Source organism: Streptomyces sp. NPDC007157 (assembly GCF_040634235.1).
Classification (GTDB): domain Bacteria; phylum Actinomycetota; class Actinomycetes; order Streptomycetales; family Streptomycetaceae; genus Streptomyces.
In genome coordinates, this window is sequence record NZ_JBEYFE010000024.1 from 38,889 (window position 1) to 53,914 (window position 15,026).

General features: G+C 70.5%; 16 protein-coding genes. 10 read left to right on the top strand and 6 right to left on the bottom strand.

Annotated elements, in window-relative coordinates:
• Positions 1 to 3: 3 nt before the first annotated feature.
• A complete protein-coding gene (locus tag ABZ642_RS34440; RefSeq protein WP_360491354.1) occupies positions 4 to 687 on the bottom strand; it encodes a glycerophosphodiester phosphodiesterase family protein in 684 nt (227 codons plus the stop codon).
• Positions 688 to 1,098: 411 nt separating this feature from the next.
• Between ABZ642_RS34440 and ABZ642_RS34445 the strand changes: the two genes are divergently transcribed.
• The 5 genes from ABZ642_RS34445 (at position 1,099) to ABZ642_RS34465 (ending at position 5,733) form a co-directional block, all read left to right on the top strand.
• Positions 1,099 to 2,496, top strand: a complete 1,398-nt coding sequence (locus ABZ642_RS34445; protein WP_360491357.1) for a DUF6421 family protein — start codon at positions 1,099 to 1,101, stop codon at positions 2,494 to 2,496.
• 38 nt (positions 2,497 to 2,534) lie between these two features.
• The gene (locus tag ABZ642_RS34450; protein ID WP_360491360.1) at positions 2,535 to 3,284 is read left to right on the top strand and encodes an SDR family oxidoreductase; all 750 of its coding nucleotides are present in this window, start codon (positions 2,535 to 2,537) and stop codon (positions 3,282 to 3,284) included.
• Complete coding sequence (locus ABZ642_RS34455) at positions 3,281 to 4,351, top strand: low specificity L-threonine aldolase (protein WP_360491363.1); 1,071 nt, start codon at positions 3,281 to 3,283, stop codon at positions 4,349 to 4,351. Before ABZ642_RS34450 ends, ABZ642_RS34455 begins: the two co-directional genes overlap by 4 nt.
• A gap of 79 nt (positions 4,352 to 4,430) precedes the next feature.
• Entirely contained in the window at positions 4,431 to 5,021 is a 591-nt protein-coding gene (locus ABZ642_RS34460) for a transglutaminase family protein (RefSeq protein ID WP_360491366.1), read from the top strand.
• A 10-nt stretch (positions 5,022 to 5,031) separates the two neighbouring features.
• Positions 5,032 to 5,733 carry a phenylalanine--tRNA ligase beta subunit-related protein gene (locus ABZ642_RS34465; protein WP_360491369.1) on the top strand — a complete coding sequence of 234 codons (702 nt, stop codon included), beginning with the start codon at positions 5,032 to 5,034 and terminating at the stop codon, positions 5,731 to 5,733.
• 3 nt (positions 5,734 to 5,736) lie between these two features.
• On the opposite strand, the gene ABZ642_RS34470 is transcribed toward ABZ642_RS34465, so the two are convergent.
• Positions 5,737 to 6,465 carry a lysophospholipid acyltransferase family protein gene (locus tag ABZ642_RS34470; protein ID WP_360491372.1) on the bottom strand — a complete coding sequence of 243 codons (729 nt, stop codon included), beginning with the start codon at positions 6,463 to 6,465 and terminating at the stop codon, positions 5,737 to 5,739.
• A 187-nt stretch (positions 6,466 to 6,652) separates the two neighbouring features.
• Complete coding sequence (locus tag ABZ642_RS34475; RefSeq protein ID WP_360491375.1) at positions 6,653 to 7,069, bottom strand: DUF4395 domain-containing protein; 417 nt, start codon at positions 7,067 to 7,069, stop codon at positions 6,653 to 6,655.
• A 118-nt stretch (positions 7,070 to 7,187) separates the two neighbouring features.
• On the opposite strand from ABZ642_RS34475, the gene ABZ642_RS34480 reads away from it, so the two are divergent.
• The 4 genes from ABZ642_RS34480 to ABZ642_RS34495 all read left to right on the top strand — a co-directional run bounded on the left by ABZ642_RS34480 (position 7,188) and on the right by ABZ642_RS34495 (position 10,332).
• Positions 7,188 to 7,589 carry a thioredoxin family protein gene (locus ABZ642_RS34480; RefSeq protein ID WP_360491664.1) on the top strand — a complete coding sequence of 134 codons (402 nt, stop codon included), beginning with the start codon at positions 7,188 to 7,190 and terminating at the stop codon, positions 7,587 to 7,589.
• Between the two features lie 208 nt (positions 7,590 to 7,797).
• Positions 7,798 to 8,307: a flavin reductase family protein gene (locus ABZ642_RS34485; protein WP_360491378.1), complete on the top strand. Its 510-nt coding sequence runs from the start codon at positions 7,798 to 7,800 to the stop codon at positions 8,305 to 8,307.
• A gap of 218 nt (positions 8,308 to 8,525) precedes the next feature.
• Entirely contained in the window at positions 8,526 to 9,314 is a 789-nt protein-coding gene (locus ABZ642_RS34490) for an electron transfer flavoprotein subunit beta/FixA family protein (RefSeq protein WP_360491381.1), read from the top strand.
• Positions 9,315 to 9,369: 55 nt separating this feature from the next.
• Positions 9,370 to 10,332, top strand: coding sequence for an electron transfer flavoprotein subunit alpha/FixB family protein (locus ABZ642_RS34495; RefSeq protein ID WP_360491384.1), 963 nt, complete (start codon positions 9,370 to 9,372; stop codon positions 10,330 to 10,332).
• 59 nt (positions 10,333 to 10,391) lie between these two features.
• Here ABZ642_RS34495 and ABZ642_RS34500 read toward each other — a convergent pair whose 3' ends face one another.
• Positions 10,392 to 11,342: an endonuclease/exonuclease/phosphatase family protein gene (locus ABZ642_RS34500; protein ID WP_360491387.1), complete on the bottom strand. Its 951-nt coding sequence runs from the start codon at positions 11,340 to 11,342 to the stop codon at positions 10,392 to 10,394.
• Between the two features lie 210 nt (positions 11,343 to 11,552).
• Here ABZ642_RS34500 and ABZ642_RS34505 point away from each other — a divergent pair, with 210 nt between their 5' ends.
• The gene (locus tag ABZ642_RS34505; RefSeq protein ID WP_360491390.1) at positions 11,553 to 12,857 is read left to right on the top strand and encodes an aldolase/citrate lyase family protein; all 1,305 of its coding nucleotides are present in this window, start codon (positions 11,553 to 11,555) and stop codon (positions 12,855 to 12,857) included.
• A gap of 136 nt (positions 12,858 to 12,993) precedes the next feature.
• On the opposite strand, the gene ABZ642_RS34510 is transcribed toward ABZ642_RS34505, so the two are convergent.
• Together ABZ642_RS34510 and ABZ642_RS34515 are read right to left on the bottom strand one after the other, a co-directional pair.
• A complete protein-coding gene (locus ABZ642_RS34510) occupies positions 12,994 to 13,791 on the bottom strand; it encodes a hypothetical protein (RefSeq protein WP_360491393.1) in 798 nt (265 codons plus the stop codon).
• Positions 13,792 to 13,798: 7 nt separating this feature from the next.
• Positions 13,799 to 14,848: a LacI family DNA-binding transcriptional regulator gene (locus ABZ642_RS34515; RefSeq protein ID WP_360491667.1), complete on the bottom strand. Its 1,050-nt coding sequence runs from the start codon at positions 14,846 to 14,848 to the stop codon at positions 13,799 to 13,801.
• Positions 14,849 to 15,026: the final 178 nt, after the last annotated feature.

Genomic DNA, 15,026 nt, shown 5'->3' on the forward strand with positions numbered 1-15,026 from the left:
GGTTCACGCGGTGAAGCGGGCGGTGCGTTTGATCTCCGGATAGTCGGTCGTCGCGCCGTCCAGCTGGAGGGCGCGCACCAGCCGCAGGTCGTCCTGGGTGTTCACCACCCAGCCGATCACCCTGAGGTCCGCCTTGCGGGCGTGTTCGACGACTTCCAGGGTGAGCCGCCGGATGTTGAGGCAGAGGGTCGCCGCCCCCGCCTCCCGGGCCCGCTCCACCACGTCGGGGCCGTAGCGGCTGGCGATCAGCGCGGTGCGCACGCCCGGCACCAGCCGGCCGATCTCGGCGACGGCCTCGTCGTGGAAAGACGACACCTCCACCCGGGACACCAGATCCCGCCGCTGCATCAGCTCGGCCAGCGCGCGGGCCGCCGCCACGTCCTTGATCTCGGCCTGCAACGGTGTCCGTACCGCGTCCAGGACCTCCTCGAACACCGGCACTCGCTCACCGCGGCCCGCGTCCAGGGTGCGCAGTTCCTCCAGGGTCTTCTCGGCGATCGGGCCGGTGCCGTCGGTCGTGCGGTCGACCTCCGCGTCGTGCATGACGACCAGGGCGCCGTCCTTGCTGAGGTGCAGATCGAGTTCGATCAGGTCGAGGCCGGCCTGCTGGGCGGCGACGAAGGAACGGAGGGTGTTCTCGGGCTCGACGCCCATGACTCCGCGGTGACCGATGGTAAGGAAGTTCAAGATTCAACTCGCTTCCGTCGACGGCGGCGGGGGATGCGCGCGCGGACCGTACGACGGGACGTCGCTGTCCACGCGGCTGGGCGCAGCCTAATGGCCGCCCGTCGCGATGAACCCGTGCGTACACGGGGGATTGGTGCGCGGGGCGCGTGGTGCCTGGCTCGTGCCCCTGTCGGCGGTCACCCGGGGGTGGGCGCGTCCCGCCGTGTATTGACCGGCCGGATCCATGCGGCGCCCGGGAGCTGACACCCCGTCATCGGGCGCAGTGAATGTGAGCGCCTTCACGGTTTCGGACAGGAAAAAGCGCGGTGAGGATGGAGTGGCGCAGGATAATTTCCCGAGGTGCCCCTTGCTGGGAGAAAGCACGTATGCATACGGTGTCCTAACGCGAGGTGCTCCCGTGGAGGATGGGTCATGACGGAAATTCTTGTGCAGGTGGGTTCGGAGGAGCGGGTTCCTCCCGTGACCAGGGTGGTCGAGCACCCGGCGTGGCCCGTGCTCAAGGATGGCGTGGAGCGGATCCGGCCATGGCAGGCCAAGGACGGGTCCATCGACTTCGACGCCGAGGACGCCCCCGGCCGCGCCGACGCGGAGCGTGCCGTCGACACGGTGATCGCCGCCGTCGAGGAGCTGTCCCCGCTGCTCCCGCACGACGCGGAGTACCACCGCGCCCTGGTGACCGACCTGCGGCGATGGGCCGTCGGCGGCTTCCAGGTGCCCGACTTCCTCGACTCGCTGCTGGCCTTCCAGCCGGCCGCGGGCCGCACGCACGGCCTGCAGCACCTGGTCGTCTTCCCGATGTACACCCAGAACGGCAACCCGGACCGCAACCTGGAGGCGGTCGTGCTGCGCATGGTCTGGCCCGACTGGCTGGCCGAGCTGGAGCGCACCCGGTACGACAACCCGCTGTTCTGCGGCATCACCTTCGAGGACTTCACGGCCGGCTACGACACCAACTCGGCCGTCCTCTTCCCCGAGACCATCGCCGTGCGCCAGGCGCCGGAACGATTCTCCTGGGGCGGCATCTTCTGCGACCGCGAGGCCGCCCGCTTCCGCCGGGTCACCGACGCGGCCGTCGACCTCCTCGGCCTGGAACTCCCCGAGGACGTCGCCGCCATGGTCCACGACCAGAAGCGCTGCGAGGAGGCCTTCGTGCTGTGGGACATGGTCCACGACCGCACCCACAGCCACGGCGACCTGCCGTTCGACCCGTTCATGATCAAGCAGCGCCAGCCGTTCTGGATGTACGGCCTGGAGGAGCTGCGCTGCGACCTCACCGCCTTCAAGGAGGCCGTGAAGCTGGCGGCCGACGGCGTCCCGCAGGCCCGTGACGTGCAGTACGCGGTGCTCTTCGACCGGATGTTCCGCTTCCCGGTCACCGGCGACCGCGTCCGCAACTACGACGGGCTCGGCGGCCAGCTGCTCTTCGCGTACCTGCACAAGCACGACGTGGTCCGCTGGACCGACAACAAGCTCACCATCGACTGGGAGCGCGCCCCGCAGGTCACCAACCAGCTGTGCGGCGAGATCGAGAAGCTGTACAAGGACGGCATCGACCGTCCGAAGCTCGTCCACTGGTTCGCCGGCTACGAACTGGTCGCCACCTACCTCGCCCCGCACCCCGGTTCCAAGTGGGCCAAGGGCCCGGACGCCCTCGACCTGGCACTGCCGCCGCGCAAGCTCGTGGACGACGTGCTTCCGGACGAGTTTCCGCTGAGCATGTTCTACGAGGCCCTGTCCAAGAAACTGAAGAACGTGATCGCCGAGACCAAGGGCATCACGGCGGACAGCGCCGAGCCGGTCGCCGCGTGAGCGACCGACTCCGGAACACGGCTCAAGAGGGGAAGCACATGGTGGGCAACGGGTCTCTCAGTGGTGCGGTGATCGCGGTGGCCGGTGCGGGCGGACCCGCCGGGCACGCGACCCTGGTCAGGCTGGCGGGTGCGGGCGCGACCGTCGTCGGCGCCGACAACAATCCCGAGCGCCTGGCCGAGGCCGTGGACGCGGCCCGCTACGCGGGCGGCGGTGCCGTGGTCACCGGTGAGACGGTCGACCTGCTCAACCTGGACTCGACCCGGGCGTGGGCCGACCGGATCGAGAAGGACCACGGCCGTGTCGACGGCCTGGTCCACCTGGTCGGCGGCTGGCGCGGCAGCGCGAACTTCGCCGAGACCGACCTGGCCGACTGGGACCTGCTGGAGAAGCTGCTGATCCGCACGGTCCAGCACACCTCCCTGGCCTTCTACGACGGCCTGCAGCGCAGCGACCGCGGGCGGTACGTGCTGATCAGTGCCGCCGGTGCGTCCAAGCCCACCGCGGGGAACGCCGCGTACTCCGCCGCCAAGGCCGCCGCCGAGGCCTGGACGCTCGCCATGGCCGACGGCTTCCGCAAGGCCGGGGGCGAGGCGGGCCCGGCCTCCGCTGCTGCCATCCTGGTGGTGAAGGCGTTGGTGCACGACGCGATGCGCGCCGAGCGGCCCAACGCGAAGTTCGCGGGCTTCACGGACGTCACGGACCTCGCCGAGGCCGTCGAGGGCGTCTGGGGCAGGCCCGCCTCCGAAGTGAACGGAAACCGTCTGTGGCTGACCGAGCAGCCGTGAACCCTCCGAAGACCGACGCGCGTCGCCACCACGACCCGGAGGTCCGCGGTTTCGCCAGTGACAACTACGCCGGAGCCCACCCCGAGGTTCTCGCCGCCCTGGCTCTCGCCAACGGCGGCCACCAGGTGGCCTACGGCGAGGACGAGTACACCGAGAACCTCCAGCGGATCGTCCGCGGCCACTTCGGCGCGTCCGCGGAGGCCTTCCCGGTCTTCAACGGCACCGGTGCGAACGTCGTCGCGCTCCAGGCGGTCACCGACCGCTGGGGCGCGGTGATCTGCGCCGAGAGCGCGCACATCAACGTCGACGAGGGCGGCGCCCCCGAGCGCATGGGCGGCCTCAAGCTGCTCACCGTGCCCACGCCCGACGGCAAGCTCACGCCGGAGCTCATCGACCGGCAGGCGTACGGCTGGGAGGACGAGCACCGCGCGATGCCGCAGGTCGTCTCGATCACCCAGAGCACCGAGCTGGGCACCCTCTACACGCCGGACGAGATCCGCGCGATCTGCGAGCACGCCCACGCGCACGGGATGAAGGTGCACCTGGACGGCTCCCGGATAGCCAACGCGGCGGCCTCCCTGGACGTCCCGATGCGCACGTTCACCAATGCCGTCGGCGTCGACATCCTCTCCCTGGGCGGCACCAAGAACGGCGCCGTGTTCGGCGAGGCGGTCGTGGTGATCAATCAGGACGCCGTCAGCCACATGAAGCACCTGCGCAAGCTGTCCATGCAGCTCGCCTCGAAGATGCGCTTCGTGTCGGTGCAGTTGGAGGCGCTGCTCGCCAAGGACCTGTGGCTGCGCAACGCCCGGCACGCCAACGAGATGGCCCAGCGGCTCGCCGAGGGCGTCCGCGCCGTGCACGGTGTGGAGATCCTCCACCCGGTGCAGGCCAACGGGGTCTTCGCCCGGCTCCCGCACGACGTCAGCCTGCGCCTCCAGAAGCGCTTCCGGTTCTACTTCTGGGACGAGGCCGCCGGAGACGTGCGCTGGATGTGCGCCTTCGACACGACCGAGGAGGACGTGGACGCGTTCGTGGCGGCGCTCAAGGAGGAGATGGCGCGCTGACCGGGAGGTAATGCATAGATATGCGGTCACCTGAAAAGTAATTGACGCTCGGGTGGCCGCATTTCTATGCTCTGCGACCATGGAGCTGATCCAGAACACCGCCGACCTGTCCGCATACTTGGCCGCCGACGAGGTCATCGACCATCACCATCCGCTGGTCCGGGAGACGGTGGCCCGGCTGGCGTCGGATGTCGGGGACTCGTATGCCTATGCACAGGCCGCGTACGAGTTCGTACGGGACGCCATCCCGCACTCCGTCGACTCCGGTGATCTTCGTGTCACCTGGCGTGCGTCGGACGTGCTGGAGCGGCGCACCGGCATCTGCTACGCCAAGGCCCACGCCCTCGCCGCCCTGCTGCGCGCCGAGGACATCCCCACGGCCCTGTGCTACCAGCGGCTGGCGGACGACGGTGCCGGCCACGTCGTGCACGGACTGGTCGCCGTCCGCTTCAACGGTGGCTGGCACCGGCAGGACCCGCGGGGCAACAAGCCCGGCGTCGACGCGCGGTTCTCCCTGGACGGCGAGCGGCTGGCCTGGATCCCTGATCCGGAGTCCAGTGAGATGGACTATCCGGTCCTGTACGCTGAACCCCACCCGGCCGTCCTCGGCGCGTTGAAAGCGGCGCCCGACCGTCCGTACCTGTGGAAGACGCTCCCCACCGCACTCTGAGGCAAGGCAGATGACTCTCACGCTCACCGTGTCCGACGAGGTGCGCGCGATCGCGCCCGGTTTCACGCATCTCGCGATCGAGGCCCACGGCCTGGTCAACGGGCCCAGCACCGAGGCGAGTTCGGCTCTCCTCGACGACGCGGCCCGGCGGCTCGCGACACGCCTGGACGGACGCGCCCCGCACGAGGATCCGCACATGGTGGCCTGGCGCGCGGCCTACACGGCGTTCGGCTCCAAGCCGTCCCGGACCCGGAACTCCGCCGAGGCGCTGGCCAAGCGGGCCCTCGCGGACGGCGGTCTGCCCCGCATCAACCTGCTCGTGGACCTCTACAACGCCATCAGCGTCGCCCACCTGATCCCCGTCGGCGGCGAGGACGTCGACCTCATCCAGGGCGGTATGCGCCTCGTGCGCGCCACGGGCGGGGAGGACTTCGTGACGGTCGCGGGCGGTGAGGAGGCCGTCGAGCACCCGGACGCCGGCGAGGTCGTGTGGTGTGACGAAGCGGGCGTCACCTGCCGCCGCTGGAACTGGCGCCAGGGCCCCCGCACCCGCCTGACCGAGCAGACCACCTCGGCCCTCTTCCTCCTGGAGAGTCTCGCCCCGATGCCGGTCGCCGACGTCGAGTCGGCGGGGGCGGAACTCACCGAGCTGCTGGAGAAGTTCAGCCCGGGTGCGCGTGTCGAGGTGCGGGCGCCCGAGTCGGCGGGCTGAGACTCAGACCGCCTCGGCCGCCTTCAACTGCTCCTGCGTGGGCGCCGTACCCCCCAGGTGGGTCGGGAGCCACCAGGTGTCGGACGTGTCCTTCGGGCGGGCCGGGTAGGCGCGCTGGGCCGCGTCCAGCAGGTCCTGGACGTGGCCGCGCAGGCGGCGGGTGATGGCGCCCGCGTACTGGTCGCGCGGGGCCTCGACCGGCTCGCCCACCCGGATGGTGACGGGGAGGTGGTCGCGCTTGAAGTTGCGCGGCTGGCCCTTGGTCCACAGCCGCTGCGTGCCCCACAGTGCCATCGGGATCAGCGGGACGCCGGCCTCCTGGGCGAGGCGCGCCGCACCCGACTTGAAGCTCTTCAGCGTGAATGACTGGGAGATCGTGGCCTCCGGGAAGACCCCCACGATCTCACCGGACTTGAGCGAGTCCAGCGCGTGCTGGTACGCCGTCTCGCCCTGCTTGCGGTCCACCGGGATGTGCTTCATCCCGCGCATCAGCGGACCGGAGATCCGGTGCCGGAAGACCGACTCCTTCGCCATGAAACGCACCAGGCGCTTCTGCGGGAGAGCGGCCAGACCGTCGAAGACGAAGTCCAGATAGCTGATGTGATTGCTCACCAGCACGGCGCCGCCCGAGCGCGGGATGTTCTCGGAACCCTGGCAGTCGATCTTGAGGTCCCAGACCTTGAACAGCGTCTTGGCGAAACCGATGACGGGACGGTAGACCAGCTCGGCCATGGGCGGGGCGGACCCTTTCTGCTCTGCCTGGGAAAGGGGATCCCGGCGGGAAAGTTACGGAGCCGTAGGTTTACGGCGTATCGCAGATCGTGCCCGAAGAACGGACGGGGAGCCAGCCCTGGTGCCCCGGAGTGGCGAGATCCTCGTCACGTCGGCCTATGATCCACCTCGTATTTTTAACCCGCCTTTACTCCGCGCGTACCCCTACTCGGCGGATGAGCAGGAACATCTCGCACCCCAGGCAGTACCCGAACGCCGCGTTCAGGAAGGCCGCGGCGAGCGCCATCCCGGTCGCCGCGAGACCCAGCCAGCCGGGGCCCAGCGCGAAGCCGACCAGGCCGAGTCCCGCGAACACCAGTCCCACCGCCTGTGCGAAACGCGGGGGTTCGGGTGGTTCGAACTCCGTAGGGGGAGCGAGCCGGGGGCGTACGGCCGTCCGGAACGCCCAGCCGTACGGCGAACGGCTCACGCCCGCGGCCGCGCCGAGCGCGAACACCAGCGTCTGCCAGGCGAGGATCCAGGGGTTCCGGGTGATCAGTGCGGCGGCCAGTACGACCGTCGTCACGGCGGCCGCGAAACGCGGTCCACGAGCGTCGATGTCCATGAACCAAGGATTCCGCCCCGAAGCCCGTCAGGGGAGCCGGGAATCTTTGCAGTCTCGTGAACGCTGGTCGAAAGGGCGGGCGGCGTCGTGAAAGCTGGTGCGCGTGACGACCGGACTGATGGTGTGCGTGGCGGTGCTCGCGGCGGCGAGCGTCTACGGAGTGCTGCACAGGCGGCGGAGCGGGAGGGTGAGAGTGCGCGGGCGGGACGACGGCAAGCGGCTCGGAGCGGCCGAACTCGGCGGCGAACTGGGCGGACGGGCAACACTGGTGCAGTTCTCCAGCGCCTTCTGCGCCCCCTGCCGGGCCACCCGGCGGGTGCTCGGCGAGGTCGCCGAGATGGTCCCCGGGGTCACCCACGTGGAGATCGACGCCGAGGCCCGCCTGGACCTGGTGCGCGAACTGGAGATCCTCAAGACGCCCACCGTGCTGGTGCTCGACGCGGACGGCCGGGTGGTGCGCCGGGCCACCGGACAGCCCCGGAAGGCGGACGTCATCGCCGCGCTGGGAGAGGCGGTCTGACGGTCGTGCCGATGACGGAGAGGCAGCTCCCATATCGCGGAACGTACTTGACTGGGCGTACCACCTATCGTCAGCCTGACCGCATGTCCCATGAACTCCTTCTTTTCGGGCGGGTCCACGTCGACCTGGCCCGCACCGCGAGCGCGCGCTGTCCGGGTCGCTGAACGACCCCGGACCCGAACGCCGCCTCCCTCAGAAGGAAGACTCCATGACGGCCACGCCCGACCTCGGCACCTCCCGGCTCGCCTCTCCCGACCTGCTCCGCTCCGCCTTCCGGCGGCACGCCGCCGGAGTCGCGGTGATCACCGCGCGCGGCGCCGGCGGCCCGGTCGGCTTCACCGCCACCTCCCTCACCTCCGTCTCCGCCGAACCGCCGATGCTCTCCTTCGGCGTCGGCACGGGCGCCTCCAGCTGGCCCGCGATATCCACCGCCGAGCACATCGGCGTCCATATCCTCGGCGAGCACCAGGCCGAGCTCGCGGCCACCTTCGCGCGCAGCGGCGCCGACCGGTTCGGGGCGCCCACCAGTTGGCGCGAGGGCCATGCGGGGGTTCCGGTCCTCGACGACGTGCTGGTCTGGCTGGTGTGCCGGGTCGTCGCGCGGGTACCGGCCGGCGACCATCGCATCGTGCTGGCCGAGGTGGTCGTCGGAGATCCCTCCCGCGCCGGCCGACCGCTCCTGTATCACCAGGGCGGTTTCAACGGATTGCGTGATTGATCACGCGCCCCTCGTTCTGCGAAGGCGTCGAATCCCGGTTACGCTGCGTTGCGAACGTCACAGTTCAAAGCGCTTGCTTAGCGGGCACGAACTGGGTGTACTGACGAGTAATATTTCGTTCGGAGCGCGCGGCCGCCCCGACCGGGATGAGCCGCTTGAGGCGCCTATGCTGCCTTCAAGAGGCAGGCCAGAAAAGACGATGCAGTAGGAGAGCCGGCGTGAGCCTGAGGATCGTTGTCACTGTGAAGTACGTGCCCGACGCCACTGGCGACCGGCACTTCGCCGATGACCTGACCGTCGACCGTGACGACGTGGATGGTCTGCTCTCCGAGCTGGACGAGTACGCGGTGGAGCAGGCGCTGCAGATCGCCGAGAACTCCGACGACGACGTCGAGGTCACGGTCCTGACGGTGGGCCCGGAGGACGCGAAGGACGCGCTGCGCAAGGCGTTGTCGATGGGTGCGGACAAGGCGATCCACGTCGAGGACGACGACCTGCACGGCAGCGACGTGATCGGTACCTCGCTGGTGCTGGCCAAGGCGATCGAGAAGGCCGGCTTCGACCTGGTGGTCTCCGGTATGGCGTCCACGGACGGTACCGCCGGTGTGGTCCCGGCCCTGCTGGCCGAGCGGCTGGGTGTCCCGCAGGTCACCCTGCTCTCCGAGGTCACGGTCGAGGACGGCACTGTGAAGGGCCGCCGTGACGGGGACGCGGCTTCCGAGCAGCTGGAGGCTTCGCTGCCGGCGGTCGTGTCGGTGACCGACCAGTCGGGTGAGGCGCGTTACCCGTCCTTCAAGGGCATCATGGCCGCGAAGAAGAAGCCGGTTCAGTCCTGGGATCTGTCCGACCTGGACATCGAGGCCGAGGAGGTCGGTCTGGAGGGTGCCTGGAGCGCGGTGGAGACCGCGACCGCGCGTCCGGCCCGCACGGCCGGCACGATCGTCAAGGACGAGGGCGAGGGCGGCAAGCAGCTCGCCGAGTTCCTCGCGGGCCAGAAGTTCATCTGAGTTCCGCTGTCGCTGACCGCCGCCCCTCAACTTTCGCAAGCAGGAGAGCATTCCCATGGCTGAAGTCCTCGTCTACGTCGACCACGTGGACGGTGCAGTCCGCAAGCCCACCCTGGAGCTTCTGACCCTGGCCCGCCGGATCGGCGAGCCCGTCGCCGTCGCGCTGGGCAACGGTGCCGCCGAGACCGCCGCGGTGCTGGCCGAGCACGGCGCGACCCGTGTCCTGACCCACGACGCCGCCGAGTACGCCGACTACCTGGTCGTGCCGAAGGTGGACGCGCTGCAGGCCGCTGTGGAGCAGGTTTCGCCGGCCGCCGTGCTGGTGCCGTCCTCCGCGGAGGGCAAGGAGATCGCGGCGCGTCTGGCGCTGCGGATCGGCTCGGGCATCATCACCGACGCCGTCGACCTGGAAGCCGGCGACGAGGGCCCGGTGGCCACCCAGTCGGTGTTCGCCGCCTCGTTCACCACCAAGTCCCGTATCACCAAGGGCGCTCCGGTCATCACGGTCAAGCCCAACAGCGCCGCCGTGGAGGCCGCCCCGGCCGCCGGAAGCGTCGAGGCCCTCGCGGTGACCTTCTCCGACAAGGCCACCGGCACCAAGGTGACCGGCCGGACCCCGCGTGAGTCGACCGGGCGTCCGGAGCTGACCGAGGCCGCGATCGTGGTCTCCGGCGGCCGTGGCGTCAACGGCGCCGAGAACTTCGCGGTCATCGAGGCCCTCGCCGACTCCCTCGGCGCGGCCGTGGGCGCCTCGCGTGCCGCCGTCGACGCCGGCTGGTACCCGCACACCAACCAGGTCGGCCAGACCGGCAAGTCCGTGTCCCCGCAGCTGTACATCGCCAACGGCATCTCCGGCGCCATCCAGCACCGCGCCGGCATGCAGACCTCCAAGACGATCGTGGCGGTCAACAAGGACGCCGAGGCCCCGATCTTCGAACTGGTCGACTTCGGCGTGGTCGGCGACCTCTTCGACGTCGTCCCGCAGCTGACCGAGGAGATCAACACCCGCAAGGGCTGATCACCGCCAGGCTGTCCGAGGCCCCCGTGACCGACACCGGTCACGGGGGCCTCGTGGTGTCAGCGCAGGCTCAGCGAGGCCTGCACGGGCAGATGGTCGCTCGGGAACTGGCCGTGCATCGAGAAGGTGTCGATCGTCGCCTGGTGCGTGGTCACACCCGGCGAGGTCAGGATCCAGTCGATACGGTCGCCGTCCTGCTTCAGCCGGTGGTAGCCGTGGAAGGTGCCGTACAGGGTGCCCCGCCGCTGTGCCGCGTCCCAGGCGTCCACGAGCCCGGAGTCCACCAGGGTGTCGTAGGCCGGGTTCTTGTGCGCGGCGGCGTTGAAGTCGCCGGTCACCACGACCGGCAGCGCGGGGTCGAACTCCGCGATCCGCTGGGTGAGCAGGGTCGCGCTGCGCTCGCGGGCGTACTGGCTCTTCTGGTCGAAGTGGGTGTTGGCGACGTAGAACTCTCGGTCGTCGTCGGCGAGATCGCGGAAGCGGACCCAGGTGACGATGCGGGGGAAGGCGGCGTTCCAGGTGTTGGAGCGGATGACCTCCGGGGTGTCGGAGAGCCAGAAGGTGTAGTGCTCCACGGGGGCCAGGCGCCGGATGTCGTAGTAGATCGCCGTGGACTCGTCCCGGCTGCCGCCCTCGCGGCCGGTGCCGATCCAGTCGTAGTGCGGTCCCAGGTCGGCGTCGATGTCGCGCAGTTGCTGGTAGAGGCCTTCCTGGGTGCCGATGACCTGGGGGTGCGCGCGGTGCAGCAGTTCGCTCATCACGGGGCGGCGGTCGGCCCAGCTGTTGGGCTCGGCGGTGCTCGCGTACCGCAGGTTGAAGGTCATGACGTCGAGCCGGGGCGCGGGCCGTGGCGGAGCCGAAGGGGTCGCCCGCCCGGACCGCAGGGTGGCGGACGGCCTGGAGGAGGCGGACGACGCGGAGACCGCGGTACTGGCGAGGGGCACGGTGACCGCCGCGGCCAACAGGACCTTCAGACCCAGGCGGCGGGTGACTCGGCGCTGCTTCGGCACGGGTGCTCCTTCGGTGGCGACGGCCGGACGCGGCGTGCGTAAGGCGAGTCCTGCGCAGAGAGTGTGCTACCCAGGTGTGAGTCGAGCGTGAACATGCCCAGATGGGGGCGTGTCGCACGGTGGACATGGTGTTGACCATCCCGAAGGCGCCCGGATAACTTCATTCAACGGATTGTTGATTCCGTACAGTGGAAAACAGGAGGGTGTGGGATGGGCCAGGGCCAGCAGCAGAAGGTGGCGACGAGTCTCGCGGGCGCCGTCAGCGAGGAGATCAGCGCCTCCCTCGCGCCGGTCGACGCCGAACTGGAGCGTCGTTACCCGGGCGACCCCGGCACCCGCCAGCCCGTCCACACCGTGTACGTCCCCGGTGACGCCTTCGCCGCGGACACCATCCGCTCCTGGGGCGACCGGGCGCTGGCCGCCCTCGACGAACACGCCCCCGACGCCGCCGCCTTCGCCGCCGTCCTCGGCCTGTCCGAGGAACTCGCCGAGCCCGTCCACTCCCGGGTCCGCGCCAAACTGGAGCGAGAGCCGATCGAAGACCTGCGCGTCGACTTCGAGGACGGCTACGGCCCCCGCCCCGACGCCGAGGAGGACGAGACGGCGGCCCGGGCGGCGCGGCTGATCGCCCAGGCGTATGCCGAGGGGACGGCGGCGCCGTACATGGGCATCCGGATGAAGTGCATGGAGGCCGCGGTGCGCGACCGGGGCATCCGCACCCTCGACATCTTCCTCACCGGGCTGATGGCGGCCGGCGGGCTGCCCGAGGGCCTGGTGCTGACCCTGCCCAAGGTGACCTACCCCGAGCAGGTCACCGCGATGGTCCGGCTCCTGGAGGCCTTCGAGAAGGCGCACGGTGTGGAGGCGGGCCGGATCGGCTTCGAGATCCAGATCGAGACCAGCCAGTCCATCCTCGCCACCGACGGCACCGCCACCGTCGCCCGGATGATCCAGGCTGCCGAGGGCCGCGCCACCGGACTGCACTACGGCACCTTCGACTACAGTGCCTGCCTCGGCGTCTCCGCCGCCTACCAGGCCAGCGACCACCCGGCCGCCGACCACGCCAAGGCGGTCATGCAGGTCGCGGCCGCCGGTACCGGCGTACGCGTGTCGGACGGTTCCACCAACGTGCTGCCGGTCGGCCCCACCGCGAAGGTGCACGACGCCTGGCGGCTGCACTATGGGCTCACCCGGCGCGCCCTGGCCCGCGCCTACTACCAGGGCTGGGACATGCACCCCGGCCACATCCCGACCCGGTACGCGGCCGTGTTCGCCTTCTACCGCGAGGGTTTCGAACAGGCCGCCGCCCGGCTCGCGCGGTACGCCAACCGCACCGGCGGTGACGTCATGGACGAGCCGGCCACCGCCAAGGCTCTCAGCGGCTACCTGCTGCGCGGACTGGACTGCGGCGCCCTGGACATCGCCGAGGTGGCCCGGCTGGCCGGTCTGACCCGAGCCGACCTGGAGGGCTTCGCGGCACCTCGACGCGGCGACCTGACGGCCCGGGGCAAGTAGCGGCCGGCGTGTCCGGGTTCGGGAGATCCGGGCCGCCGGGCGCCCCGCGGCAGGCGGACCGACGTCTGGGGGCGGACGTCTGGTGGGCCGGGACCGACGACGACAAAGGCGACACCGGCGTGTACATCAGCGGCGTCTACACCGAGGGCGGCGCCCACGACGAGCCGGTCCCCGGTCTTCCCGTCTGCTGAACGCGCAGGTACCGCTCCAGGCCCGACGCGACCGCCCAGTTCCGTTCGGCGAACAACCGGGTGCCCCGGCGGCACAGTTCGGAGTCGGCCCGCGCACGCGTGCAGAACTCCTCGGGCGTGACACCGAACAGCTCCCTCAACGCCGCTGATTCTTCGAGGAGTTCGGTGAGGAGGGTGCGCTCGCCGGGGTGGCGGCGAGGTGTGCCGGTGCCGTCGTGCAGGACACCGTGCCGGTTGACGTAGGCGTGGACGCCGGGGAGCGTGGTGCCGTCCGCGAGGGCGACGCGCACGTGCGGGGCGGGCAGCCAGGCCCGGCCGAAGTTGCCGCCCGGCAGCGGCACGCCCTCGCTCGCGTCGATCACCTCCAGTTGCGGTCCGTCCAGCCAGACGACGAACAACTCCCGTACCGTCGTGGCGGATCGGAGCGGGGACGCCGAGACATAGCCGAGCCGGCTGACATGCGCGGAGACGCCCACGTCGAGGCCGGTCACCCGGGTGCGCACCATGGGGATCGGCCCGGTCACCCCGGACTCGGCCATCTTGTGCTGGAGTTGGGCGGGGGAGGCGTTGGAGCCGACCGCGAGCACCGGTACCCGTCCGTCGTCGTGCACCAGCCGGTCCAGCGGCAACAGCCGGTCGCCGTCGAGGAGTCCGGAGTCGGCGGGCCAGGAGCCGGGGTAGGTCAGCGGGTGGTCGCGCGGTGCCAGGTCGAGGCCCAGCTCCGCGAGTGTACGGCCGCTCACGCGCCGCTCACTCCGAGGGCGGCAGCTCGCCCGAGCCGCGGGTGACCAGCCGGGTCGGCAGCTCGATGCGCTCCGGCGCCAGGAGAACGCCGTCCAGCTGGCGGAAGAGCCGCTCGGCGGCTGTACGGCCGAGCAGGGCCGCGTCCTGGGCGACGACCGTGAGGCCCGGATGCAGGAGATCGGCCAGCTCGATGTCGTCGAACCCGACGAGCGCGACCGGGCGGGGCTGTTCGGCGAGGACCCGGATCACGGTGACGGTCACCCGGTTGTTTCCGGTGAAGATCGCGGTCACCGGCGCCGGCCCGGACAGCATCTCCTCGGCGGCCCGGCGCACCCGCTCCGGGTCCGTCATGCCGAGGGAGGTCCACGCCGGCTCGACGGATATCCCGGCGTCCTCCATCGCGGCCCGGTAGCCCCGCAACCGCTCGGCCGCCGTGTGGATGCCGGGCATGTCGCCGATGAAGCCGATCCGGTGGTGGCCGTGCGCGATCAGATGGGCGACGCCGTCGCGGGCCCCGCCGTAGTTGTCGGACAGCACCACGTCGGCGTCGATCTTCCCGGCCGGGCGGTCCACGAACACCGTGGCCACGCCCGCTCTGATCTCCGGCTCCAGATAACGGTGGTCGTCCCCGGCCGGGATCACCACCAGCCCGTCCACCCGCCGCGCGCACAGCGCGAGCGCCAACTCCTGCTCCCGGTCCGGGTCCTCGGCGCTGGATCCGTTGATCAGCAGCGCGCCATGGGCCCGGGCCACCTCCTCGACGGCACGGCTGAGCGGGCCGTAGAACGGGTCGGCGAGGTCCTCCAGGACCAGACCGATGCTCGCGGTACGGCCCTTGCGCAGCACCCGTGCGCTGTCGTTGCGGCGGAAGCCGAGCGCGTCGATCGCCTCCTGGACCCGCCGCTCGGTGTCCGGGGTCACCCCGGGCTCGCCGTTGACCACCCGGGACACCGTCTTCAGGCCTACACCGGCGCGCGCAGCCACGTCCTTCATCGTCGGCCGGGTCCCGTAACGGGAGCCGGGAAGGCGGTCTGCGCGGCGGGAGGTCTCGGGCACGATGCGGCGTCCTGTCCTGTCGTCCACGGTGGGATTCCTGTTGTCCACGGGGGATGCACAGGTCCATGGGTTTGTATGAGGATGTGGCGTCGAGCATAGAGCCTGGACAACGTTGTCAGATGCGAGGGAGACTGTCCACCGCAATCTCCGGCCCGCGCCCCCACCGCTGGACGGCTGC